Raw genomic sequence first — 22,592 nt, 5'->3', positions numbered from 1 at the left:
TACACACCAAGGCAGGAATGTAGGGCCCGAGTTCGACAGTTTTGAGGTCATTTTAGGCAAATGGAAATGACCAAAATGCTGTTATATCAAGGGTTTCGTAATGCGGATCCTAGGAAAAAACGCCGAATTTCATAGGCACACGATTTATTAATTTTTCCTTTTAAAAATAAGGTTTATACGTTATAATATAGGCATGTACATACGACGAGTCACACGCAAAAATAAGGATGGAACAACCGTTGCTTATCTCCAGCTTGCTCACAATGAATGGGATCCAAAGGCCAAATATGCGAAAGCGAAGGTGATTTATTCATTCGGGCGCGAAGATGAAGTGGATCGCGCCGTCTTGGAACGTCTGGCCAAAAGCATTTCGCGATTCCTTTCTCCTGAGCAGGCTTGGGAAGTCGAAACGTTGACAGGAGAAGCTTCCGATGACTTTCAATTCCAGTCATGCAAACACCTCGGCGGCGTCTGGCTCTTGGATCAGCTCTGGAGACAACTGGGGTTGGGAGAGATTCTCCACTCCTTGTTTACCTCCCGACATCACCAGATTTCGCTGGAACGGCTGATTTTTGCCATGGTGGCGAATCGCGCCCTTCATCCGTCAAGCAAGTTGGCGATGGAGGAGTGGGTGGAGAAAGATGTGTATATCCCTCACCTTCCTCAAGCCGCCAGCCACCAGTTGTACCGGGCGATGGATGAACTGCTGGCCGTGCAGCCGGAATTGGAACGTCAAGTGTTCCATGCTGTGGCCGATTTATTGAATTTGGAAGTCGACTTGATTTACTTCGATACGACTTCGTCGTACTTCGAAGTGGATCCCTCTGAAACACCGGAAGGAGAATCGCTTCGAAAACAAGGATTCTCGAAAGACAAACGCCCAGACTTGGTTCAAATCGTCATTGGGCTGGCTGTCACCCGGGAAGGAATCCCGATTCGCGCTTGGGTATGGCCTGGCAATACGATGGACATGACGGTCATCAAACAGGTGAAACAAGACTTGATTGGCTGGAAGCTTGGACGTGTGATCAGCGTCATGGACCGCGGCTTTTCCTCTGAAGAGAATTTGCGAATCTTGCAACAGGCCGGCGGACACTACATTGTCGGCGAAAAAATGCGATCCGGCAAAGCCGCCGTCGAAGAGGCCTTAAGCCGTCGCGGACGTTATCATGAAGTGGACGAGAATTTGCACATCAAAGAAATCATCGTCGGCGACGGAGAAGCGCGTCAGCGCTATGTTCTCGTGTACAATCCCAGCGAAGCCGAACGCCAACGCAAGGAGCGAGAAACGCTGCTCGAATCGCTGAAAGAGGAGTTAGAAGGGCTTCGCCAACTCCCAAACGAAGCCCATCATAAGGCGACCTGCCGGTTGCGTTCCCATCCGTCCTACGGAAAATACTTGCGCCAGTTGAAGGACGGAACCCTTCGCATCGACAAGCAAGCGGTTCGTGACGCGGAAAAGTACGACGGCAAATATCTCATCCGGACATCCGATGACACCTTGTCTGCCGAAGATGTCGCCATCGGGTATAAGCAGCTGGTGGATATTGAGCAGGCCTTCCGAACATTGAAGTCCACATTGGAATTGCGGCCTATGTATCATCGCTTGGAAGACCGCATTCGGGCGCATGTGCTGCTCAGTTGGCTTGCTCTCTTGTTAGTTCGGATCGTCGAGATCCGAACCCATGAATCGTGGCCGAACGTAAGGGACGAATGCGAACGTCTCATGCTTGGACATTTTTCTTCAAAAAACGGTGACCTTGATCAACGAACCGAACTGACGGCCAAACAGGCTCAATTCTTTGCGGCTCTAGGGCTGGAGCCTCCTCCGAAGATTCTAGGCATCCATCCTCGCACCTAGATACACGCCCAACGTATGCCCAAATGCCTCTCGTCCCTTTGGTATCAAGGGATGAGAGGCATTTTGTTTGCCTAGTCACTGTCGAACTCGGGTAGGGGGGTATGTTGAAAACGGAAGAAGAATCTTTAAATGGAGCGTGAGCGGATCATGAAAGCCTCCAATCATCCTTCGACTCAGCCTCGTCTGTTTCCAGTCATCGACATGGAGGAACGGGTTCCCCCACATCATCTCCTACGCCAAATCAATGAAGCGGTTGACGTTTCCGTCATTCACGATGGGGTGGCTCCCCTGTACACGGAAAAAACGGGTCGTCCAGCGGCGGATCCGGAACGGCTGCTTCGCCTGATGTTGCTATCGTATTTGTTTGATCACTCCGAGCGGGGCGTGACGGATCCGGATGCCTAGTTGTACAAGAAAGGCAAAGGACAGGAAGCGTATCCTCGGTATCTGGTGCACGACGTCATCGACGTCCAGTCGCGCGTGATTTTGTCCAGACGGGCCAGCCTTGCCACTGGAACGGCGGAGCGGGAGACGAGTTGGGAGCAGCGAGCTTCCATTCGGTTTCGCTACCCGTCGATCACGATTCGAACCTTGCCCGCAGACAAAGCGCATGGCACCACGGAGGATTTGAAAGCGCTCTCGAAAGCGCTCTTCGTTCAAGGCATCACGCCGCTCGTGTCGCTGCGCCGCAAGGAGATGGAAGAAATTCCAACCTAGGAGGCCGGTGATTTAAGGAGAAACACTGCTCTCCGACAGTGTTCCCAAACCAAAAAACGTTGCAACGTCATCATTTCATTCCTTGTGACTTCTCCCCAATCGAGCCCGTTTGTTGTTTTTCACCAGTCTTCTAGAACACTGGTGATTTACTCGTGGATACGGATTTACAATGTTATTTCTCAATTAGAAAAACCTTGTTTTATCGGGCCTGTTTTTCAATCATTCTCCCATTGATGAAGGGGATCAGCGGTTTTTCACCGGCCTCCTAGAGGATAGCAGCCTTTGATGTGATCTCTCTGTTTTGAACATTGAGTACGCCCTGCCATTTTTGAAGACAGATGGTTTTTGGGTGAACAAGCCTCATTGATGTTTGATTGCCGCCAAAGCAAACGAAACCAATGCCTCTGAATGGTTTTATTTCATTTTCCGTAATACCGCCCGTACAGGGCTCCCATCGCCATTTACTAAGGGAAGAGGAAGGGCTGCTAGCTCATAGTCCCCAGGAGGAACATGGTCTAATACGAGCCCCTCCAAAATATGAATTCCACAGCGGTGCAATTCGTGATGGGCAGGCAATCGTTTGCTTGTCAACGGGTCAACGGAAGGCAAATCCACCCCGATCAAACGAATTCCGTATTTTCTTAAGTATGGCGCCAATGGCGGATCAATATAGGGGATGGTTTCCGGAAATGTATTCCGATTTGTCCATGCCCCCGTGTAGATTAATAAGCGTGTCACTCCGTTTAAGTCAATCTGTTGTAATTCGTCGATTCCAATTTTTTTTGGATTTGAAAGATGGATAACCCGGGCCGGTCCGATATAGATATTTACATCAAGATCGATGACTTTTTTTCCTTTGTTATCAAAGTGAAAGGGAGCATCAATGTGTGTGCCTGTATGTGTGCTCATGGTGATTTGGCCGACATTTACTGACCCACTGTCCTCTTTGTGCCAGCGAATGCGATAGGAAAAAGGAGTATCGCCCGGCCATACCGGAGTATGTTCATCAAGTCGTTGGGAGATGTCGATCCATGCACTCATCGTTCCGCCTCCTGCTGTTGTCTTTTATAATTTGGTTCTTAATGTCCATAGTTCAGGAAAGAACGGCCGATCGAGTGCTTTTTTCAAGTAGGAGACACCTGATGATCCTCCGGTTCCTTTTTTGTAGCCAATAATTCGTTCAACCGTAGTCATGTGCATATAACGCCATATTTGCTGTTGGCTACCTATATCTACTAGCTTTTCCGCGAGCTCATATAAATCCCAATATCGATCGACATTTCGATATACCGTCAACCATGCTTTCTCCACGCTAGCATTTGGCTGGTAGTTTTGCGAGTAATCGCGCTGAAGGACCTCCTGATCAATAGATAACCCGCGAACGGCCAATGCTTTGATCGCTGCGTCATAGACACTTGGAGCGTGTAGTGCCCTCACCAACTGTTCGTAAATATGCTGATCGTGTTGGAAGACAGGCAAAACGTGTATATTTTTTTGTCCAAGGGCAAATTCAATTAAACGGTTTTGATAAGACTGGAATCCGGAAGCATGGCCTAAACATTCACGAAATTCCATGTACTCTGATGGAGTCAGTGTTGAAAGAACACCCCATGATTGAATGAGTTGTTGTTGGATTCTTGAGATGCGGGCAAACATTTTAAAGGATGGTTCTAAATCGTCATCTAAAATACATTGAATAGCAGATTCCATTTCATGTAAAATGAGTTTCATCCAAAGTTCACTTGTTTGGTGAATAATGATAAATAGCATCTCATCATGATGGTTAGATAACCGCCGTTGACTCGATAAAATTTTATCAAGCTGAAGATAGCTTGTGTACGACATCTCTTCTTGGAAATCTGTATGAATGCCTTTCTCCAGTTCGAATGAATTTTGTTTCTTTTGCATATGTTCCCACCCTTTTCGTAGAATGATCGGCTGGATACGATTATTGATTTGTGCTCGCGACCGTTTCATCGGATGATGTAGAAGAAGTTGCGTTATGGTATGTGGCATTGCGCTTTTTCCAAAGAACATACGCAATGGTTAGCAATAATAGCCAAGGAATCCCAAACTGTAACATCGGTTTAAATGGTGTAAACCAAGTTGTAATCATTAAACAGAGTAATAGTACGCCGCCTAGGATGGTTAAGTAAGGAAATCCAATCATTTTGATCGTCAATGGGCGACCATTCGTTTGATTCCACTTGTTTCGGAAAAAAAGATGAGAAACAAAAATCATCAACCAAGTAAAAATGGCTCCAAACATGGAAATGCCCATCATGACCGTATACGATGTCTCAGGAAGAAGGGCTGAAACGATGGCTGAAATGGCAATTCCGGCGGTAGAAACGAGTAATGACTTGATCGGAACCCCTTTTTTGCTCACCCCAGCAAAGAAAGAGGGAGCATATCTTTCTTGTGCCAATGCAAACATCATTCTCGTTGACGCATATAATTGGCTATTCATCGCCGATAGTGCCGCAGTGAGAACAATGAAGTTCACCATCCCGGAAGCACTAGGGATGTTTAGGATTTCCATTACTTTCACAAAAGGACTTTTGTCAATTCCCGCTGCTTTCCATGGGACGATCATCAACATGATGGCGATCGTGAGTACATAAAAAGTCGATAAACGAAAAACGGTTGCTTTTAATGCTTTGGGAACGGCAATTTCGGGTTCTTTTGCTTCACCTGATGTAACCGCTATCATTTCTGTTCCTAAGAAGCTAAACAGAGAAATAAAGATAGCCACCCACATCCCCCACCAGCCAAATGGGAGAAATCCGCCATCATTAACGAAATTGGAGGGTCCAATTCCAGATTGTTCCGATCCCCCGAATATAACATAGGTTCCAAGGAGAATAAAAAGGACTACTGCACTCACTTTGATCATCGAGAACCAGTACTCAAAAGTAGCAAACGTATGAACGTTAGTGGCATTAACGTAAATAAGAATGCCTCCAAATAGTAGAATCCATAGGATCCCTGGTGTATGAGGGAACCAGTATCTCATATAAACGGCAATGGCACTCACTTCCACCCCTACAGCGAGGACATTAGCGATCCAATACGAATAGCGGACGATAAAACCTGCATAGGGGTGGATGTACCGATCAGCAATGGTTCCAAAAGAACCTGATGTTGGATGAGCGACAGTCATTTCAGCTAAACAACCCATCAACAACAATACGATAAAAGCACCAATGGCATAACTAAGCAAAACACTAGGCCCGGCTGTTTGAATGGCAAGGCCACTTCCGAGAAACAACCCGGTGCCAATGGCACATCCCATAGCGATCATAGTTAATTGGTTCGTTTTTAATTTACGATGTAATCCAGTGTCTTTTTCTTGCGATTCATGCGTATAGTGATTTGGCTTGGTCATTGTGACTCCCTCCTTACTATTTAGGCGACTACTTCACGCTCGTTTGAAAACTTCTTATACTGTTTCTCTTGCATGATTTTCTTAAGAATTTGTACAACGTTCCATACCTCTTCATAAGATGTGTACAAAGCAATCGGGGCTAAGCGAATAATATTTGGTGCTCGGAAGTCTGGAATGACGCCATTTTCTTTTAATGATTTGCAAATGCGGGCCGCTTCCTCGTGTTCTAAGCTAATATGTCCCCCACGGCGTGCATTGTCCTTTGGATTGCCGATGATAAAGCCGAAAGAAGAAAGTTCATGTTCAATTAAGTACATCAAGTAACTCGTCAGTTGCAAAGACTTTTGACGAATCCGTTCGATTCCTGCTTCCATGAAGATTTCTAAGGATCCAATCAAAGGAGCTAGACTCAAAAGATGCGGTGTTCCAATTTGATAAGCTCCAGCTGTCAAAGAAGGACTGAATGTATGTTCCATATCAAATTGTTTGTCTTTTTTCGATCCAAACCATCCAGCTAGGCTAGGTGCGGAACCGAAATGTTTACGATGGACATAGAGTCCTGCGACACAGCCAGGCCCTCCGTTTATATACTTGTAGTTGCACCAAAAAGCGAAATCAACCCCCCACTCACTAAATGAGTGCGGAATGGCTCCAATGGAGTGGCAAGCATCGAATCCGATCAAGATGCCACGTTTATGTGCTTCATGAGTCAGCAGCTTGATGTCCAAAATTTGACCACTGCGATACAAAACAGTAGGCAAAATAACTAAGGCAACGTCTTCAGACATGGCTGAAATAATATCTTCTTCTTCCAAAAAACGCCCATCACGACTTTTTACTCGAATCAGATGGGTGCTGGGGTCATAACCGTGAATACGAAGCTGACTCTGCAACGCATAAATGTCTGATGGAAAGGTTAATTCATCAGCTAAGATCTTTGTCCTCTTTCCTTCTGGATGATAAAAGGTAGAAACTAACTGATGCAAATTAACAGTGGTAGAGCCTGTAGCAATCACTTCTTCCGGTGAAGCGCCGACTAATGGCGCCAACATGGCGCCCACCTTCTCTGATAGGTCAAACCATGGATGAGTTCCTTTTGTCCAACCGTCTATTCCTAATATTCTCCAATCTTGTAATACGGTGAACAGTGTTTTTTCCGCTCTTTTGGAAAGAAGTCCTAGTGAGTTGCCATCCATATAAATGGAATTTGGCGGTAAGTAAAATTCATCGCGGAAATGACGTAATGGGTCTTCTTGATCAAGCTTTTGGGCAAATTCTAATGTAGGTTCCAAGTTTGTGACGTTCATGAATCTACCTCCTATTTCATTCGATGCATGCTAAAAAGATTTTACAAAAGAATTTGACATGATGTCAATTACTAAATGTTCTAAATATTTTTTTTTATGTTTCAGCTTTGTCATCTTCTTTTATTTTGGTCTTATACCCCTTATGCTAAGAAGCAAGGGAGTATCGTTAAGGAGGGATACAGTGGATCGCAAAAAAACGATCGATCGCCGCCATATGCGTTCTGTGGCCACGCGCCAAAAAATATTGCAAGCAGCACGGGAAGTGTTTATCCGTGAAGGGTTCCATGATACTACTGTTACCCAAATTATCAAGAAAGCGGGTGTAGGGTATGGTACAGCCTATGTTTACTTTAAAGGGAAAGATGATATTCTGATCACGCTGATGGAAGATGTGATGGGGCAATTTTATCAAATCGCTGAGCTTTCCTTTTTTCCTACATCAAAGGAGGAAGCACAACGAATGATTCAAAGTCAAGCGTATTCCTTCTTAAAAATGGCGGAAGCGGAACGCGACATGTTACAGGTATTCGAGCAAGCGATCGGTGTTTCCCAAGCCGCGTCTTCGAAATGGGCAGAAATCCGCGAGCGATTTATCCAACGAATTTCTCAAGATATTTCTTATTCCCAACGTAAAGGACTCGCTAGGACAGAATTAAATCCTGAGGTAGTGGCGCGTGGTTGGTTTTTTACGAATGAAATGTACTTATGGGACATTGTGCGTGGTCATCATCGTAAATGTTCAATAGAGGAAATTGCTTGGACGATCACGGTGGTGTATATGGAGGGACTTTACCGATGAATGCTTGTTGGCTTTTTTATGCTAGGAACAAATAACGTTACACTCTCTTCCATAAAAACATGACAGTTTGAATATATTCATGATTTACCGTCAACTATAACAAGCCTGTAATAGGGTATCGTAAAACTTGATTAGGAGGGAAGGAATCAACATGGACGGGAGGGTTTGGGAGGAAGCAAGAAAAGAACGCTTGAAACTGCTTAGGGAGGTTGAGGGACTTTTGTCATTTATCAGGGACCCGGTCTTCGTTGTCGATGCACAAGGATATATCGCTCATACAAATTCTGCCGCAGAGCAAATACTGGAACGTCCCCAAATCGTTGTGATCGGTAAACACATCACAGAATTTGTCCAATCTACATCACTTTCTCAGCATATTAAGCAGGGAAGGCCTGTAGCTAGTCTGGCTGTCTGCATGAGGAATGTGAAAGGGGACTGTGTGGAGTTTTCGTGCCGATTGCATCCGTTGCTCGTAGATAAACATGTGGAAGGAGCTATTTTGTTTTTTACCAAGCCGGTTTTACGAAATGTATATAAACGAAGAGTGAATCTGAGTGAATCTTAGACATCCTCTGATTCTTTTCTACAAGAAAAAGGCGGATTAATCCGCCTTTGGTGTTTATTGAAAATAAAGGGTGGCAAATCCACTTTTTATTTTAAAATTTGATTAATCATGAACGAAACCACTAAAAACACGATTCCTAGAATAAGAAATAAGGAAGAGGAACTCAGAAAGCTAATTCCGACAATTCCTGCTCCTATTGCCATTCCACAATATCGTACAAAATTAAATATTCCTAATGCCAATCCTTTTTCATTTGTATATTGACTACTAATGATTGTTGAAAATAATGGTGGAGAAAATCCTAGTAAAACACCATAAATGAATAAAATAATACTTAATATGATCATGTTCTTTTCCATCATTAAACCAAATAATATAATGAAAAACGGCATTAAGTATAAAATTGTACGGTATAACTTTTCTAAATCAAATCTTCTTTGTAACTTTTTAAATAAAGTACTACCTATAATCATACTAATTGTCAAAGGCAAATATAATAATCCGATAATCTGTAAAGATATTTGATAGTGATCGTGCAATAAAACAGGTAAGTATGTCAATATTGAAAAATATACTAGGAAGACGAAAAAACCAATTCCGATAACACTCATGCCTTTTTTATCTGCCCATAAAATTTGATATTTATGAAGTGTTTTATATTTATTTTTATTATCTGATAATTGTTTACTATTTAATGTCGGAAGTTTGTATCCTAAAAAAATCAACAATGTCATTGAAATGACAAATAGAAATAAAAATACACCTGAATAATTGTAGTATTGTCCAATGAATCCTCCCAAGATCGGCGCAAGTGCGGGGGCTAATGTCAATAAGATTTGATATGTTCCCATTGCATCGCCCCGTTCTGCCCCTTCAAATAAATATGCAATGACATTCACCGCAATCAACGGAATCATTCCTGTACCAATGGCTTGAAACATTCGTGCAACAAAAAATACCATAAAATTTGTTGTAAATGCACAAAATAAAGTTGAGATACTTGTAATGAAAAGACTAGTGATCATTAACTTTTTTTGATTCGCAGAATCAATAAATGTTCCTAATATTACTTGCATGATAGAAATAATAAAGATAAAACCACTAACTGTTAAATCCACCCAAAAAATTGTTGTGTCAAAAGTATCTCGAATAAGAGGAATCAAAGGGGAATAAATATTTTGATTTAATGACGCAAAAAAAGCTGAAATACTTAAGAGAAGAACCAGAACTTTGCTTTTTTGTTGAAAGGCTTTATCCAAAGATTTTCCCTCCTACTTCATATTTTCATTTTTCAAATGATTAGTAAGCGTATTTAAAAATAATATGATTGTTTCAAGTTGTTCCTTATTGAAGTTATCTAAAAGTGATAAATATTTTTCTTCAGCCTCCTTATGCAGCTTCTCATGAATTGCGGCCATTGTTTCCCCTTTTTCAGTTAAAACATAGAAAATTTCTTTTTTATTTCCTTCATTTTGTTTTTCTCGAATAATCCCTTTCTCCAGTAACTTTTTGGTTGCTTTCGTTACCGCTGGTTTCGATATGTTAAGTTCTTTAGCTAAAGTCGTATTATTCATTAATTCATTTTCTTTCAGAAGCGCAACAATGTGAAATTGTGTCAATGTCCATGAAACACCGAACAATACGTTCTTATTATTGCTCGATTCGGTTCTTCTGAGCGATTCCCTAGTTGTGATGAATTCTTGTAATGCTTTTAGAACTTTCTTTTTAGTGATTTCCATTCTCATCCTCCTCACTATAGTTAACCGGTTAACAATAATGGTAAGGGAATTTTTATGTGTTGTCAAGGGGAGCGAATAATAATTTGTTCAATTCGATAATGTTTGACAATATTTTTTGGGTGTGCTATATTATCGTTAACCAGTTAATATTAATCTGTTAATATTAACTAGTTAATTATAATTGAGGAAAGCTTTCACTAGTCACTCACAAAATCTAGCATTTGGGTATGGAACACATACTTGTGTAGGGGCTTCCTTAGCGCTTATGCAATTAGAACTTGTAGCAAATATTATTTTAGACAGTTTTAAAAACATTGAGCTGGACGAGTCTTTTTCGTATGGAGAAAAAGGATTATATACTAGAGGTCCAGTTTCTTTAGTTTTAAAGTTTACTACATAGTGAACTCGAGACTTTTCTGAGATTTAAATATATCAACCCGTGGTGCTAGATGAACTTGATCAAGCAAAAAATAGCCCTTGCCTGGCGGATCTCCTGTAGAATGAAAGTGCAACCTACCATTCGAAAGGAGAATCCCCGTGCAAGAGCACTTTCATTTTCCTGCAGATCGAGCTAAGATTCTTCTAAACTCTGTAACATAATCGCTCAACACGGAAAAAAATCAAGGCGTTATACAAAAAAGAGCGCTTTAGACATGATCGAGAGTTTGGTCATCATGCCGTTGTCGTAAGGAATTCCCGTCTCATACCATGAAAAAAACCTTCTATAGGGAAGGTGTATTTGGCATGCCTATCTTTTCATATTCCCACGGTCACAGCCTCCAAAGATATAGAGTGAAGCCTTGGAGCTACTCGCTCCAAGGCTTCACTTGATGGCTATGGGGGTATTAGCACGAAAGGGGCCGAATCGGCCTCTTTTGTGCTTTCTCTTTTCCATCGGTCCACCAGGCGCGCTGGAAATCTTCATCTGAAAGAGCGTGCAAACGTTCCGAAAGAATGTGCAAAATCCGGAACAATCCGCAAAAATTTTGCACATTATTTCCGAATCCGCCTGAAATAATTTGAAAAAGGGATTCTGAAATAATGTGCTAATTTACAATAGAGAAACATTCGCATGTACTATGTTGTGGGCGATTTGGCTCTAGCCATGAAAAAAGCCATTTCATGAGCGTGTTCAGGGGCTGTGCATAGGGTTGATTCTTTTCACGTGAAGCCTTCCGCAGCTAATTTTTCTCCCATAGCTCGGCTTGCAGATTGAGCCCACAGGATCTTTGCCGGAAGTGCCGCAACGCCTACGGTGTGCAGGATGTGTTGTATGTATAGTATTATTTTTAAAAAAATTTTATATTGACAATATATAATATATATATATATAATTGGTAATGTATACGATTTTTAGTAGAAAAGGGGGGGACATGCGAGTAAAAGTGATCAAGAAGTCTAGGAAAAAACCAGCTAAAGCAACTTGTTATGACTGGTAAGTTAAACCTCCATGGCTACTTTAGAAACAATGGTTAGTTACTTTAGAGATTTTAATTATGGAATATTAGTAAAATTCAAGGATGGTTATGAGCTATATGTTTCGGAAGATGGGGAGGACGCATCTGTCTTTTTTTCAGTCACATACTAGAGTACGAAGAATTCAAAAAAACACAAGAAGTGGAAAGAGTGTATTATGAGATATGTTAAGGAAATTCAATTTATTGCTTTACTATACTTATTTTTAATTTTGTTATCTGGTATTCTTTATTCCTACACGATAACTAGAATTGTATCTATTTCCCATATCCCCCCTTTTTGGGTTATAATTACAAACTCAATTATTAGCATGTTCATTTTTATTGACTTTTCTTATATAAAACCCGTGGTGCTAGATAAAACTCAGACAAGCATAAAAATAGCCCTTGCTGGCGGATCTCCAGTAGAATGAAAGTGTCACCCAACATTCGAAAGGAGAGATCCCCCATGCAAGAGCACTTTCATTTTACTACAGATCCAGCCAAACTTCAAAAACAATATGCCGCTATTTTCTGTTTTGTTTCTGCCCAACTGTCGTTGATTCAAATGTATCTTCATCGCCGCAACCGTCACTTGGTCAAGCAAGAAGACGAAGTGGTCATGGCGGTTCACCTTTTGGGGAAGCTGCTGGGCTTTTCTTCCGAACGAGCCTGGCATCGTTTTGTCACGGGAAATTTGTTCACAAACGGCTCGTTTCTTGAACGCTCCCGATACAACCGCCGCTGCCGAGCGCTTGGTTTCGCCATCAAATGGATCCGTCATGAGCTGGCGAAACGTGGCCAACACCATGCTTATGCGGTCGTCGACAGCTTGCCTCTTCCGTTGTGCCATCCCGTGAGAATGCAGCGCGTCAAGCGATTTCGAGGGATCGCGGATATGGGGTATTGTGCTTCCAAAAAGCAATGGTACTACGGTTTCAAGCTGCATCTTCAAGTGACCAATCAAGGGCTGGCCATGGGCTATGTCGTGACGGAAGCGTCCTGCCACGACGTCAAAGCCGCTGAAACGGTGATGACTCAAATCCCTCATCCCTACAACTTTGGGGACAAAGGGTACATCAGCCACGCTCTTCGAGAAAAGCTGTACGAAGAACACCAAGCCGCGTTCTGGACACCGTCTCGACACAATCAAAAGCACGGCCCATCCAAGGCATGGGAAGAATGGATCAGGAAAAAACGCAAAGTCATCGAGACGGTGTTTTCGATTCTCGTAGACCAATACCGGATCACCGACATTCGAGCGAATTCCATTGCCGGGTTTGAAGTGGCACTCGATGGCATCTTGTTGGCTTATTCCTTGGTCACACTAGGGCTGGTTGAGCGCTGACGCTCAACTAGCACCACGGGTTATATAAAGAAAATTTCAACTTTACATTCTCGGCTTATTAGTGCAGTGACAAGCTTTCTTTTATTGATACTATTTTTTTTGTCATTTACTGTAGATGAGCATTTTTCATTACAATAATTTCCATGCCCTAAGAGACAAACAGGGGACCCCTTAGGCGACATGGAGCTGTTTTTTGATCACATCAATGGGAATATCTTGCTTCGCGGCATCGTAGATGAACTCGACGACGCTGTGCCCTTTCCGAGACCGAAGAAGCTCCAGGCCGGAAGAGAGGTCTTGCTGAGATTCGGCGATGCTGTATACGCAGGCTAAGAGCACCACGGCCCAATACCGTTTCACCGCCCGAATGTGACGAACACGGTACCCATCGAGCTTCAGCTGGTCTTTGGCCTGCCGGAAAAAGCATTCGATCGTCCAGCGCTGGGCATAATAACGCAAGATCTCTTCATCGCCTAGCTCCCGGTCGGTGCTCAAGACGACATGGAGATGATCTGGCGTCATCGGTTCATCCGCCTTCCAAGCCAGCAGCACCACCGCGTCATCGAGGCCATGGATCGCTCCCTCGTAGCGATACACGCGGTAACGCTCCTTCCCCACCGTGACGAGGCGGGTGTCGTTGGGCTCGATATAGCGGGCGAACTTCTTCGCTTGGATGGCGATACCTTTCGGATAGAGAATCCGGTTCGTCTTGAGCATGGCGATGACATGGAATCCTTGTTTCAGGCAGGCTTCGATGAGCGCTTGGGACGGATACCACGAATCCATGAGCACATACACCGGCTGAGCCCGTTTCCCCTTGAGCGAGGAAAGCATCTCGATCGCTAGGTCGATCTTGCTTCTTCCCGCCGTCTTGTCATACAGACGAAAGGCGAACGGGAACGCTTGCGAGAAAGTATGCACCATCCGCCAAACGAGCGAATGCCCCCAAACGGATTGATGATCTTTGTGCGAGTAGTGCCAATCACACCCTTGAATGGCGCGGGCAGCCCGTGACGAAGGCTTCGTTTTTTGGCAAATCGTATCATCAATCGAAACAAAAAGGGGTTGATTCTCCTGTTTGGCGATTCGCTGGATGCGATGAAGGATCCATTGCTGGAGTTTGCGAAGCAACGTCTCTTCATCCCAAGGGCTTTTCGTGAAAAAATGGCTGAGCGTGGTTCGATGATTGGGATGAAAACTCCAGTGATGGACATCGGTCAATGTTCCCGAAAATCCCTTGGTAGTCAAGGCATCCACAATATGAACGAGATGCTTGATGACCGGTTTCGAGAAATCAAGCGCCAATCCCAGCGTCATGAAAAACTTGTGGATTCCTTGATGATGTGCTCATCGATTCATGAGACATGAACCTCCTTGCGGGTAGTTTGAGCACATCTATTTTACTCAAGGAGCTGGGTTCATGTCTCCTTTTTTGTTTAGCTGTCAATTTATGTTAGCAAATTTGCTCATCTACAGTCATTTATTCTAAAAGATCAAGGAATGATCTTATTAGCTGTATACGCCATTTCAGTTTTCTCTTCTTCGTATGTCGGAAGAAGTTTGGAAAGAAAAATATTCGAAGAGGAGAAACGCTTATTTGGTGGTATGGTGAAAATTAGTATAGTTGGGAATTTAGCGAAACTTATAGGCTTTGGAGTAGGGGCTATCATTTTCAGTATTCCTTTAAGTATATACATTTTCTTATCATTCATTTTGTTTTTAGTCATGGCAAGTGTAAATGTTGAACACGGTTTTTCATATAGCAAGACTTCTATTGCCGGTAAAAAGAAAGTAAATAGTTTATTTTTGTTACTATTTGTTGGGCTTATATCATCCATTCCCATTCTATGGATACCATCTTTAGTAGAAAGATTTAATGAGGCAGGCATGATCAAGTTATCTTTTATTCCATTTGTATTACCAGGAACAATGAACATTTTATTTCTGAGATATCTGAAGGATAGGATTTGGAGTAAGTATATTCCTCTCTTTTACTTTATATTAACTGTGTTTTTCATGGTGATATATTATGTTGATGTCTCCCTTATTTTTCAAGTTATAGTACTGAGTACTATTATCACTCTAGGTGTGAGCATAAATGTTTATATAAATACGATTTTTCTTCAGAAAAATAAAACAAGGGACAAGAGGGAGCTAATGCAATTAATTAATGTTGTTACATCCGTCTCTACTTTATTATTTAGTTTTTTCGCCATGTACATTTCCCTTACTGTTCATCTGATGTTATTAATAAACGCTACGTTAAGTTTGTTTATTTTTGTATTTTTTGCGCGAATAAGGGGAGAAGATGAATGAAAATAGGATTATGTTACAGAGATTCTATTCACGAGCAATTTATTGATGAATTAATTAAATACGTAGATTTTCTCGAACTCATGCCCGATATAACTGGATATAAGGAGACTAAAAGGTTATTGAAACTATGTGAGGAAAATAATGTTGATATAGGTATACATTGTTTACGATCCTCCTTGGGTTCAAAAGAAGGAATATACAGACCGGCAATTGAACAGTATGCTTTCTACAGTGATTATGTAAATGCAAAATATTATTCAGATCATGTCGCCTATTCCCATATACATGGCATTTATTTATCGAAGGTTTTTCCGATAGAGTATACTGTGGAAAATGTACAGATAATGAGAAGGAATCTGGAAATTACATCAAGCTTTTTTTCTATATAGATGCAATTTGAAGCTTTACCATTTGCAGCTTTTACCGAGTATTTGATCGACTGTCGGGCGATCGAACAACGCCGCTTCCAGACCCATATATAGGTCTGTGAAACAGGCGGTTGTTCGGTCTTCCGTCACGCCTTGGTGTGACGGAAGCAAGCCTGTGGCTTGCCTTCGACAGTCGAAAATGGACAAACCGCTTTTCCGTCAAGGATGTGTTAGACTTCTTCGTTGCATCTATATATAGGTTCATAACGAAGCGCTTCTTGGTTCATACTAAAGGAAAAGCTCGCAAAAGAAAGGGACTCGCCATGCTTCGTGAACTCGACTGGATGACGTACATCATGATCATTTTGGCCAGCTATCGGTTTACCCATTTGATTGTGTTTGACAAAATTACCGAGTTTCTGCGCAATCCGTTTATGAAGAAAGAAAAAGTCAAAAGTGAGGACGGGCATACGGAAATCAAGAAAGTGCCGACCTCCAAATTTGGCTACTTGTTGAATTGTTATTGGTGCGCGGGGGTGTGGAGCGCGATATTGATCGCGCTTGGCTATTTTTTCATTCCGGCTATCGCTATGCCGCTGATTTTCATTTTTTCGATTGCCGGGGCACAGGCGATTTTGGAGACGTTTGTCGGAGTCGGAACGAAGGCGATCGACCTTCTGTCGGCGGCGAAAAAGCGGATGGACTAAGGTGTGTTGGCGGCAGAGGGCGGGGAACATTTGCGGGCATGCTGGGAGCGGCACGCCCGCTTTTCTTGCTTTTGTCGGTATATCGCTATTGACTTATATAAGCACGTAATTATATGTTCATTGACAGAAGCAATCGTTGGTTGGCGTGACCGTTTCAATGAGGGATGTTCGTTTTTCAATAAGTCAATCGTTTATACATCGCAACTCGCGATGGAGATGGAAGCGACAGCCCGGGTATTGAAGCTGCTCGGCGACCCGACACGACTGACGATTTTGGCGATTTTGCATAAGCGGGAGTGCTGTGTGTACGAGCGGCTGGTGGTATTTTCGACTAGCTGGCATTCGCGTAAGTTGGCTGCTCCAAGCGGAGGGGGCAATGGGTGTATGATTCGCTCCGGCCGCAAAGCGAATACTACTCCCTGCTGCAAGCGGTGTTGTCGTACGTTCCGGACCAAGGCGAAAACATTCGCAAAATCGAGACAGCGAATCCCGCGGCCCGCTGCGGGTGCTGATCTTTGACAGCGAGGTGAATGATGGTGGATGGTTGTGAACCGAAACGAAAGGTGGAATGAAACGATGAAGAAAAAAATCATTTATTTCTTATGCACGGGAAACTCATGCCGCAGCCAAATGGCGGAAGGCTGGGCCAAGCAACTGTTAGGCGATGAATGGGACGTGTACAGCGCCGGGATTGAAGCGCACGGGCTCAATCCGAATGCCGTCAAGGTGATGGAGGAAGTCGGCATTGATATTTCGAAGCAAACGTCTGATGTCATCGACCCGGACTTGCTGAACCGCGCCGATTTGGTCGTGACGCTGTGCGGCCATGCGACCGACCATTGTCCGGTCACTCCGCCGCACGTGAAGCGCGTCCATTGGGGCTTTGATGATCCAGCGAAAGCGGAAGGGACAGAAGAGGAGAAACTCGCGGTGTTCCGCCGCGTGCGCGATGAAATTGGCGCGCGCCTCCGCCGTTTTGCCGAGACGGGTGAATAGGAACGGGGCGGCAAGGCGCAGAAACTGTCGCGCATAGGGTGCGCGGCAGCTGCTCATCGAAGTGCGGACGGAAACAGGGAAGTGGCTGAACGGACGAAAACCGCTCGGCGCGAAAAAGATGGTGAGAAGCCATCTTGTCGATCCATCGCACGTGCTGACAGATGAAATGAGCACACCAATGAAGGCGGTGCCACATCAGGTCACAGGGGGAGAAACCGAATGGAGTTATTTCATCAGTTAGCTCGCCGAAACATAAAAATCAGCAAACAGTCCGGTTTCGGGGAGCAATTACGACAACAGTGGGAAAAGGTGTTTGCCGGCCATTTGACTGCGGAAGAAAAACAACACATCCACCTTCATAATCGGAACGGAGTCAACGGCTACTTATGGCATGTGTTCAGCTATGAAATGAGAGACTGTTTAACGGGAGAAGAAGCGGAGACGGCGTTTGATCAAGAAGAGAAAACGTGCTGCTATCTTTTCTTTCAACACAGCGACGATGCGTTCAAAGTGGAGGACGCTTCCGGTTTGAAAGCTGCCGATCTGGCAATGGAAAACGAAAAGGTCGATCTATACGTGGTGGACAGCGAGTTCAACTGGACGTTTGTCATTACGCACGAAAACGGATGGCTTGGCCCGTATTTTAGCCGAAGGTGACACCGTGGTTTCCAGTAAGGAGCTCGGTCCTCAGTCCTTGGTTGGGTGCACATACACGCTACTCCGTTTTGCTTATCAACGGAATCCGATGAGGCAAAAGAACCGCCTGAAAAAGAGTTCCAACCGGTCCTTACACAGACCCGGTTGGAACTTTTCATTTATCGCTCGTCGGCGGGAAAGAGGATGCCGGTTTGTCTTCGCGCTTCGTCCATGATTTCCATCGTCCAAAGCGAATGGCGGTGCGAGTTGATGGCAGACTCCCGTTCCCCGCTTTCGATGAGACGGATAAACTCTTTCGCCTCGTAATACATCGGCGGTTTGTCTTGCGGGACGGTGATGTCCTCGACGCGCCCGTCGCGGTAGCGAATGTCGATTTTCGCCGGCGTATGGATGGCGTCGATGATCATGTTTCCGTCTTCGCCTTGGATTTCTGAAGGCAAGTGCGAGTTTGTGATTTTGGAATAAAAGACGACTGCATCCATGTCCCCGTAATCCAACACGATCGCTCCCTCGCCGTCAACGCCGGATGCGAGCTTCACGCTTTGCGCCTTCACGCTGCGGGGCTTGCCGAACAAAACGACCATCGGGTACAGGCAGTAGACGCCAAGGTCCATGATCGCCCCGTTCGAGAAAGCGGGGTTGAAGGTGTTCAGCACCGTCCCTTGTTTGTAGGCGTCATAGCGCGATGAATATTGGCAGTAGTTCCCCACATAGCGGCGGATGCGGCCGAGTTGCGGCAGGTGCTCGCGGATGGCTGCGAAGTTGGGCATGAGCGTTGACTTCATCGCCTCCATCAGAACAACGCCGTTTCGTTCGGCCGCTGCGATCATCGCCTCGACTTCTTTCGCATTCGAGGCGAGCGGTTTTTCGCATAGGACGTGTTTGCCGTGGTTCATCAACAAAATCGCTTGTTCAGCGTGGAACGCATTGGGGCTCGCGATGTAGACGGCATCAATGTCAGGGCTGTTCGCCAGTTCGTGTAAATCGGTGAACGTGCGCGGCGCGCCAACCTTCTCCGCAAACCGCTTCGCTGTCTCGTCCGTCCGCGAGCAGACGGCGGCGAGTTCAAAGGAATCGATGAGCCGCGCGGCGCCAATAAACGCTTCGGTGATCCAGTTTGTGCCGATTGTTGCGAATCGAACCATGATCCTTCTCCTTTCATTTTCGTCGTCCTTCATTTTAGCATAATTGATTGAGCGAAAATGGGTTTTGTTGTACCGGATTGGATCACTACCTTGTTAAAAAAGACGGGGTGAAAATGGCGAGAAAAGAAGAAAAACAATTAGAATTGCTATCTCAGCATATGTCTTGTATTCAAGATAGTTTTTCATTTCATTATATACAATTTATTCTAAAAAAGAGTTGACATATGTTTTTTTTTTATGATTATTTTGTCAATTAATTTTTCGCTAGGAGGGATACGATGAACAAAATCCAAAAAGTCGCGCATTGGGTAGTCAGTTCTATAGCGGACGATTTGAGGAGTAATACGATTTCTAACATTGTTGGGATGGCGACAGGTGGAATAGGCAATGGAGTGAGAGCGTATAAAGCTGCAACTACAGGATTTACTATGTTAGAAAGAAAAGTGGCGTCCGAAACTGCAAAAGGGGCCGCCAAGGGAGCGGTAGCGGGATATTTCGCAGGAAGTTATGTAATCGGGAGCATGAACAAAGTCGCTGCAGTAGAAAAATGGTTTGACAGCACAAAAGTAGGGAAGGCAATTGACAACGGCATAACGAAGGTTGAGAATAAACTTCATAAGTTAATTGGCGGTGGTCGTTATTAAGTTGTGTAGTGTAAATAGCTGTGCCGAGCTTGATAGTGATCGCAATCCTTTAGATATTAAAAAAGTCTTTACGCCACTTGATAAATATTGTATTGTTCATTGTGTTGTTTCAAATGTGCAAAAAACAGATAAATTTGTCGAAATGATATGGCATCACCCGTATGGAGAAGCGATTTTTGGAGTGAAGATAGAACTTGATCAGAAAAAAGCTATACAAAAAGTATTTTCCATTGTACATTTTTCTTTTTTTCTTCATTTAGAAAAACCAGATGGTATTTGGGCAGTTCATATTATGCCCTTTGGCTTCAAGTGGGATTTAGAAATAAGGACGTTTGGTTTCCGAGATAATGGTATGTTATCCACTTATGATTTTAAAGTTTGAACGAGAAGGTTAACTACCACAATATACCGGTGTTTTGTATAGGTTTGTATCCAAAATGATCGCTACTTATGACGTGAGAAGGGACAAGTTTTGACGCAGCTAAATCCAAACTTTTCGTGGAGAGCTAAAGAGGAAGTAGCTATGAAAAAAAATTACATTGCATTCTTTGCATTTCTTGTGTGTTTTTTGTATATGAGTTGGTTGAAAGAAGGATGGAAAGGTGTTCCCCTTCTTTTTTTGAAAGGCGTTGTTATTTTTATAACGATCTATATTGTGGTGTTTGTTATTGTCTGGTCGACTATGAAGTTAGTTGGTTTTTTTAAAAGACGTCTATAGTGATTGATTATGTAAATTGAGTATTTACAATGTTCTGCCCATCCCGTCTGGGGTGGTTTTTTAATATATAGTGCAATGAAATCGTTTAACATATCCTTGACGGAAAGGCAACTTAATCTATGTAGAATCAACTTCTTTTTTGCACCAATGCCACCAATTTGCGCGCGAAAGTCGTTTTTCACGTCCTTCTATGATGTTGTGAAAAACTGCCTCCTCATCGTTTTGGATCCGCTCCTGTTGTTTTGGGTGAATGGAATCATGTTATTATTTTTTTGATAATAGAGACGGCTGTCGCTGATTGTCGAAGCAGGTGGAAAATGTCCGTTCTCCTTATATTGACAGCGCCACAATCTATATACTATCATAAAGTTTGTAGGTTAGAAAATTCGGAATATTAATTGGGTGCTTTGGTAGAAAAAACGATTCTCACCGCATCTATTGTAAGCGCTTAACTGTTGTATTTCCTCATGATTTCCACACCATCGATGCTGCACCATTTGTTTGTTTCCAATCGCAATACGAGAAGAAGAGGAAGGGGATATCGCTATGATCTATGAATTTAAGTTGCCTGATATTGGCGAAGGGCTGCATGAAGCCGAAATTATTCGCTGGCTCGTCCGTGAAGGGGATGTCGTCAACGCCGATCAGCCGATTGCGGAAATACAGACTGATAAGGCCATGGTCGAAATGACGACGCCGGTGGCGGGGAAAGTGGTGGCGCTTGCTGGGCCGGAAGGGGCGACGGTCAAGGTGGGAGAGCCGTTGATTGTCGTGGAAACCGAGGCGGCGGTCGCGGGGGAAGCGGCGCCGACTGAAGATTCGGTTCGGGAGCCTGTGCCTGCTGCTCATGGAGAAGCGCCGCGTCCGGCCCGCAAACGGGCGATTGCGGCGCCGTCGGTGCGCAAGCGGGCGCGGGAGTTGGGCGTTCCGATCGATGAAGTGGAAGGAACGGGCGAAGGCGGCCGGGTGACGCTCGCCGATTTGGAGCGGTATGTCAGGGAGCGGGAGGCGGCCGCGACGGTGGCGGCAAGGGACGAAGCGAAGAAAGATGCCCTGCCGACCGGCGGCGCGGCTGGAGGACGGCAGGCGAGTATAGCCACATGGACATCCATCGCGGGCTTGGATGCCTTGTTTGAGGAAGAAGAGCGCATTCCACTCCGCGGTTTGCGCAAAAAAATCGCCGAAAAAATGGTGAAATCGGTGTATACGGCGCCGCATGCGACCGGGATGGACGAGATCGACGTGACGAAGCTCGTCGAGATTCGAAAAAGCCTTGCCAGCGAGCTGGCGAAGGAGCAGATCAAGCTGACGTATTTGCCGTTTATCATTAAGGCGGTGACAAGGGCGCTGAAGGAATATCCGATGTTTAACGCTTCGCTTGATGAAGAGACGAATGAAATCGTGTTGAAGAAACGGTATCACATCGGCATCGCGACGGCGACGAAGGCGGGACTGTTGGTGCCTGTCATCCGCGACGCCGATCAAAAATCGATTCGCGAGTTGGCCGTTGAAATCGCCGAACTTTCCGAGAAAGCGCACCGCCAGGCGCTTCGCCTTAAGGAGCTGCAAGGAAGCACGTTCACGATCACGAGCACCGGCGCGGGCGGGGGATGGTTTGCGAAGCCGATCATCAATTACCCGGAAGTGGCGATTTTCGGGGCGCATGCCATCAAGCGGAAACCGGTCGTGATCGACGATGAGATTGTCATTCGCGACATGATGGGGATCTCGCTCACGTTTGATCACCGTGTCATTGACGGTGAGCCGGCCGGACGGTTTATGCGGACGGTGGCGCACTATTTGAGCCATCCGGAAGTGCTGCTGCTCGATGTTCGGTAGGCAGCCGTCGGTTCGCTTTCTTTG

22 protein-coding genes and 2 pseudogenes are annotated in these 22,592 nt (G+C 44.5%); 16 read left to right on the top strand and 8 right to left on the bottom strand.

Features of this window, described 5'->3' with window-relative positions:
- The first annotated feature begins 193 nt into the window (after positions 1-193).
- Together NST29_RS16905 and NST29_RS16900 are read left to right on the top strand one after the other, a co-directional pair.
- On the top strand, positions 194-1,861 hold the full coding sequence (locus tag NST29_RS16905) for an IS1634 family transposase (RefSeq protein ID WP_172418722.1): 1,668 nt from the start codon (positions 194-196) through the stop codon (positions 1,859-1,861).
- 129 nt (positions 1,862-1,990) lie between these two features.
- A pseudogene (locus NST29_RS16900) lies at positions 1,991-2,575 on the top strand (hypothetical protein); the annotation flags it as partial.
- Positions 2,576-2,992: 417 nt separating this feature from the next.
- Here the strand turns inward: NST29_RS16900 and kynB are convergent.
- The 4 genes from kynB to kynU are packed head-to-tail and all read right to left on the bottom strand — an operon-like array spanning position 2,993 to position 7,273.
- A complete protein-coding gene (gene kynB / locus NST29_RS16895; protein WP_033021791.1) occupies positions 2,993-3,619 on the bottom strand; it encodes an arylformamidase in 627 nt (208 codons plus the stop codon).
- Between the two features lie 24 nt (positions 3,620-3,643).
- Positions 3,644-4,486: a tryptophan 2,3-dioxygenase gene (gene kynA, locus NST29_RS16890; RefSeq protein ID WP_033021792.1), complete on the bottom strand. Its 843-nt coding sequence runs from the start codon at positions 4,484-4,486 to the stop codon at positions 3,644-3,646.
- A 40-nt stretch (positions 4,487-4,526) separates the two neighbouring features.
- Positions 4,527-5,966, bottom strand: coding sequence for an amino acid permease (locus tag NST29_RS16885; protein WP_033021795.1), 1,440 nt, complete (start codon positions 5,964-5,966; stop codon positions 4,527-4,529).
- 20 nt (positions 5,967-5,986) lie between these two features.
- The gene (kynU, locus tag NST29_RS16880; RefSeq protein ID WP_339232479.1) at positions 5,987-7,273 is read right to left on the bottom strand and encodes a kynureninase; all 1,287 of its coding nucleotides are present in this window, start codon (positions 7,271-7,273) and stop codon (positions 5,987-5,989) included.
- Between the two features lie 214 nt (positions 7,274-7,487).
- Here kynU and NST29_RS16875 point away from each other — a divergent pair, with 214 nt between their 5' ends.
- Positions 7,488-8,072: a TetR/AcrR family transcriptional regulator gene (locus NST29_RS16875; protein WP_033022492.1), complete on the top strand. Its 585-nt coding sequence runs from the start codon at positions 7,488-7,490 to the stop codon at positions 8,070-8,072.
- 151 nt (positions 8,073-8,223) lie between these two features.
- Positions 8,224-8,637 (top strand): PAS domain-containing protein, encoded by a 414-nt coding sequence (locus NST29_RS16870; RefSeq protein WP_033022489.1) that lies wholly within the window; start codon positions 8,224-8,226, stop codon positions 8,635-8,637.
- 86 nt (positions 8,638-8,723) lie between these two features.
- Here NST29_RS16870 and NST29_RS16865 read toward each other — a convergent pair whose 3' ends face one another.
- Positions 8,724-9,896: an MFS transporter gene (locus NST29_RS16865; RefSeq protein ID WP_033842936.1), complete on the bottom strand. Its 1,173-nt coding sequence runs from the start codon at positions 9,894-9,896 to the stop codon at positions 8,724-8,726.
- Between the two features lie 12 nt (positions 9,897-9,908).
- The gene (locus NST29_RS16860; protein WP_033842937.1) at positions 9,909-10,376 is read right to left on the bottom strand and encodes a MarR family transcriptional regulator; all 468 of its coding nucleotides are present in this window, start codon (positions 10,374-10,376) and stop codon (positions 9,909-9,911) included.
- Between the two features lie 181 nt (positions 10,377-10,557).
- Here NST29_RS16860 and NST29_RS16855 point away from each other — a divergent pair, with 181 nt between their 5' ends.
- Together NST29_RS16855 and NST29_RS16850 are read left to right on the top strand one after the other, a co-directional pair.
- Complete coding sequence (locus tag NST29_RS16855; protein WP_108209736.1) at positions 10,558-10,776, top strand: cytochrome P450; 219 nt, start codon at positions 10,558-10,560, stop codon at positions 10,774-10,776.
- 1,523 nt (positions 10,777-12,299) lie between these two features.
- Positions 12,300-13,178 (top strand): IS982-like element ISGsp1 family transposase, encoded by an 879-nt coding sequence (locus tag NST29_RS16850; protein WP_011232378.1) that lies wholly within the window; start codon positions 12,300-12,302, stop codon positions 13,176-13,178.
- A 171-nt stretch (positions 13,179-13,349) separates the two neighbouring features.
- On the opposite strand, the gene NST29_RS16845 is transcribed toward NST29_RS16850, so the two are convergent.
- Complete coding sequence (locus NST29_RS16845) at positions 13,350-14,495, bottom strand: IS701 family transposase (protein ID WP_339232476.1); 1,146 nt, start codon at positions 14,493-14,495, stop codon at positions 13,350-13,352.
- 183 nt (positions 14,496-14,678) lie between these two features.
- On the opposite strand from NST29_RS16845, the gene NST29_RS16840 reads away from it, so the two are divergent.
- The 7 genes and pseudogenes from NST29_RS16840 (at position 14,679) to NST29_RS16810 (ending at position 18,222) form a co-directional block, all read left to right on the top strand.
- Positions 14,679-15,494 carry a hypothetical protein gene (locus tag NST29_RS16840; RefSeq protein ID WP_339232474.1) on the top strand — a complete coding sequence of 272 codons (816 nt, stop codon included), beginning with the start codon at positions 14,679-14,681 and terminating at the stop codon, positions 15,492-15,494.
- On the top strand, positions 15,491-15,883 hold the full coding sequence (locus NST29_RS16835; protein WP_235207660.1) for a DUF692 family multinuclear iron-containing protein: 393 nt from the start codon (positions 15,491-15,493) through the stop codon (positions 15,881-15,883). The genes NST29_RS16840 and NST29_RS16835 overlap by 4 nt, the downstream gene beginning before the upstream one ends.
- Before the next feature lie 302 nt (positions 15,884-16,185).
- The gene (locus NST29_RS16830) at positions 16,186-16,569 is read left to right on the top strand and encodes a DUF1360 domain-containing protein (protein ID WP_033023320.1); all 384 of its coding nucleotides are present in this window, start codon (positions 16,186-16,188) and stop codon (positions 16,567-16,569) included.
- Positions 16,570-16,779: 210 nt separating this feature from the next.
- A pseudogene (locus NST29_RS16825) lies at positions 16,780-17,081 on the top strand (ArsR family transcriptional regulator).
- 64 nt (positions 17,082-17,145) lie between these two features.
- Complete coding sequence (gene arsC / locus NST29_RS16820; protein ID WP_033023321.1) at positions 17,146-17,565, top strand: arsenate reductase (thioredoxin); 420 nt, start codon at positions 17,146-17,148, stop codon at positions 17,563-17,565.
- Between the two features lie 61 nt (positions 17,566-17,626).
- A complete protein-coding gene (locus tag NST29_RS16815; RefSeq protein WP_071880164.1) occupies positions 17,627-17,806 on the top strand; it encodes a hypothetical protein in 180 nt (59 codons plus the stop codon).
- Positions 17,785-18,222 (top strand): DUF4275 family protein, encoded by a 438-nt coding sequence (locus tag NST29_RS16810; RefSeq protein ID WP_033023318.1) that lies wholly within the window; start codon positions 17,785-17,787, stop codon positions 18,220-18,222. Before NST29_RS16815 ends, NST29_RS16810 begins: the two co-directional genes overlap by 22 nt.
- 158 nt (positions 18,223-18,380) lie before the next feature.
- Here the strand turns inward: NST29_RS16810 and NST29_RS16805 are convergent, their stop codons facing one another.
- Positions 18,381-19,367, bottom strand: a complete 987-nt coding sequence (locus NST29_RS16805; protein ID WP_033023316.1) for a Gfo/Idh/MocA family oxidoreductase — start codon at positions 19,365-19,367, stop codon at positions 18,381-18,383.
- A 278-nt stretch (positions 19,368-19,645) separates the two neighbouring features.
- Between NST29_RS16805 and NST29_RS16800 the strand changes: the two genes are divergently transcribed.
- From NST29_RS16800 to NST29_RS16790, 3 genes are all read left to right on the top strand, one after another.
- Complete coding sequence (locus NST29_RS16800; protein ID WP_033023315.1) at positions 19,646-20,011, top strand: hypothetical protein; 366 nt, start codon at positions 19,646-19,648, stop codon at positions 20,009-20,011.
- A complete protein-coding gene (locus NST29_RS16795) occupies positions 19,998-20,393 on the top strand; it encodes a hypothetical protein (RefSeq protein ID WP_033023314.1) in 396 nt (131 codons plus the stop codon). The genes NST29_RS16800 and NST29_RS16795 overlap by 14 nt, the downstream gene beginning before the upstream one ends.
- Positions 20,394-21,275: 882 nt before the next feature.
- Positions 21,276-22,568: a dihydrolipoamide acetyltransferase family protein gene (locus tag NST29_RS16790; RefSeq protein WP_033023311.1), complete on the top strand. Its 1,293-nt coding sequence runs from the start codon at positions 21,276-21,278 to the stop codon at positions 22,566-22,568.
- Positions 22,569-22,592: the final 24 nt, after the last annotated feature.

This window comes from Geobacillus sp. FSL W8-0026 (assembly GCF_037966255.1).
Lineage (GTDB): Bacteria > Bacillota > Bacilli > Bacillales > Anoxybacillaceae > Geobacillus > Geobacillus icigianus.
Note: the sequence above shows the minus strand (reverse complement) of the source record. Positions and strands in the feature narration are given on the sequence as shown.

Excerpts from the sequence above, each read along its gene's own strand:
- NST29_RS16905 (WP_172418722.1), top strand. The coding sequence starts at position 194 with ATGTACATACGACGAGTCACACGCAAAAATAAGGATGGAACAACCGTT.
- kynB (WP_033021791.1), bottom strand. The coding sequence starts at position 3,619 with ATGAGTGCATGGATCGACATCTCCCAACGACTTGATGAACATACTCCG.
- kynA (WP_033021792.1), bottom strand. The coding sequence starts at position 4,486 with ATGCAAAAGAAACAAAATTCATTCGAACTGGAGAAAGGCATTCATACA.
- NST29_RS16885 (WP_033021795.1), bottom strand. The coding sequence starts at position 5,966 with ATGACCAAGCCAAATCACTATACGCATGAATCGCAAGAAAAAGACACT.
- kynU (WP_339232479.1), bottom strand. The coding sequence starts at position 7,273 with ATGAACGTCACAAACTTGGAACCTACATTAGAATTTGCCCAAAAGCTT.
- NST29_RS16875 (WP_033022492.1), top strand. The coding sequence starts at position 7,488 with ATGCGTTCTGTGGCCACGCGCCAAAAAATATTGCAAGCAGCACGGGAA.
- NST29_RS16870 (WP_033022489.1), top strand. The coding sequence starts at position 8,224 with ATGGACGGGAGGGTTTGGGAGGAAGCAAGAAAAGAACGCTTGAAACTG.
- NST29_RS16860 (WP_033842937.1), bottom strand. The coding sequence starts at position 10,376 with ATGGAAATCACTAAAAAGAAAGTTCTAAAAGCATTACAAGAATTCATC.
- NST29_RS16850 (WP_011232378.1), top strand. The coding sequence starts at position 12,300 with ATGCAAGAGCACTTTCATTTTACTACAGATCCAGCCAAACTTCAAAAA.
- NST29_RS16845 (WP_339232476.1), bottom strand. The coding sequence starts at position 14,495 with ATGACGCTGGGATTGGCGCTTGATTTCTCGAAACCGGTCATCAAGCAT.
- NST29_RS16840 (WP_339232474.1), top strand. The coding sequence starts at position 14,679 with ATGATCTTATTAGCTGTATACGCCATTTCAGTTTTCTCTTCTTCGTAT.
- NST29_RS16835 (WP_235207660.1), top strand. The coding sequence starts at position 15,491 with ATGAAAATAGGATTATGTTACAGAGATTCTATTCACGAGCAATTTATT.
- NST29_RS16830 (WP_033023320.1), top strand. The coding sequence starts at position 16,186 with ATGCTTCGTGAACTCGACTGGATGACGTACATCATGATCATTTTGGCC.
- arsC (WP_033023321.1), top strand. The coding sequence starts at position 17,146 with ATGAAGAAAAAAATCATTTATTTCTTATGCACGGGAAACTCATGCCGC.
- NST29_RS16810 (WP_033023318.1), top strand. The coding sequence starts at position 17,785 with ATGGAGTTATTTCATCAGTTAGCTCGCCGAAACATAAAAATCAGCAAA.
- NST29_RS16805 (WP_033023316.1), bottom strand. The coding sequence starts at position 19,367 with ATGGTTCGATTCGCAACAATCGGCACAAACTGGATCACCGAAGCGTTT.
- NST29_RS16800 (WP_033023315.1), top strand. The coding sequence starts at position 19,646 with ATGAACAAAATCCAAAAAGTCGCGCATTGGGTAGTCAGTTCTATAGCG.
- NST29_RS16790 (WP_033023311.1), top strand. The coding sequence starts at position 21,276 with ATGATCTATGAATTTAAGTTGCCTGATATTGGCGAAGGGCTGCATGAA.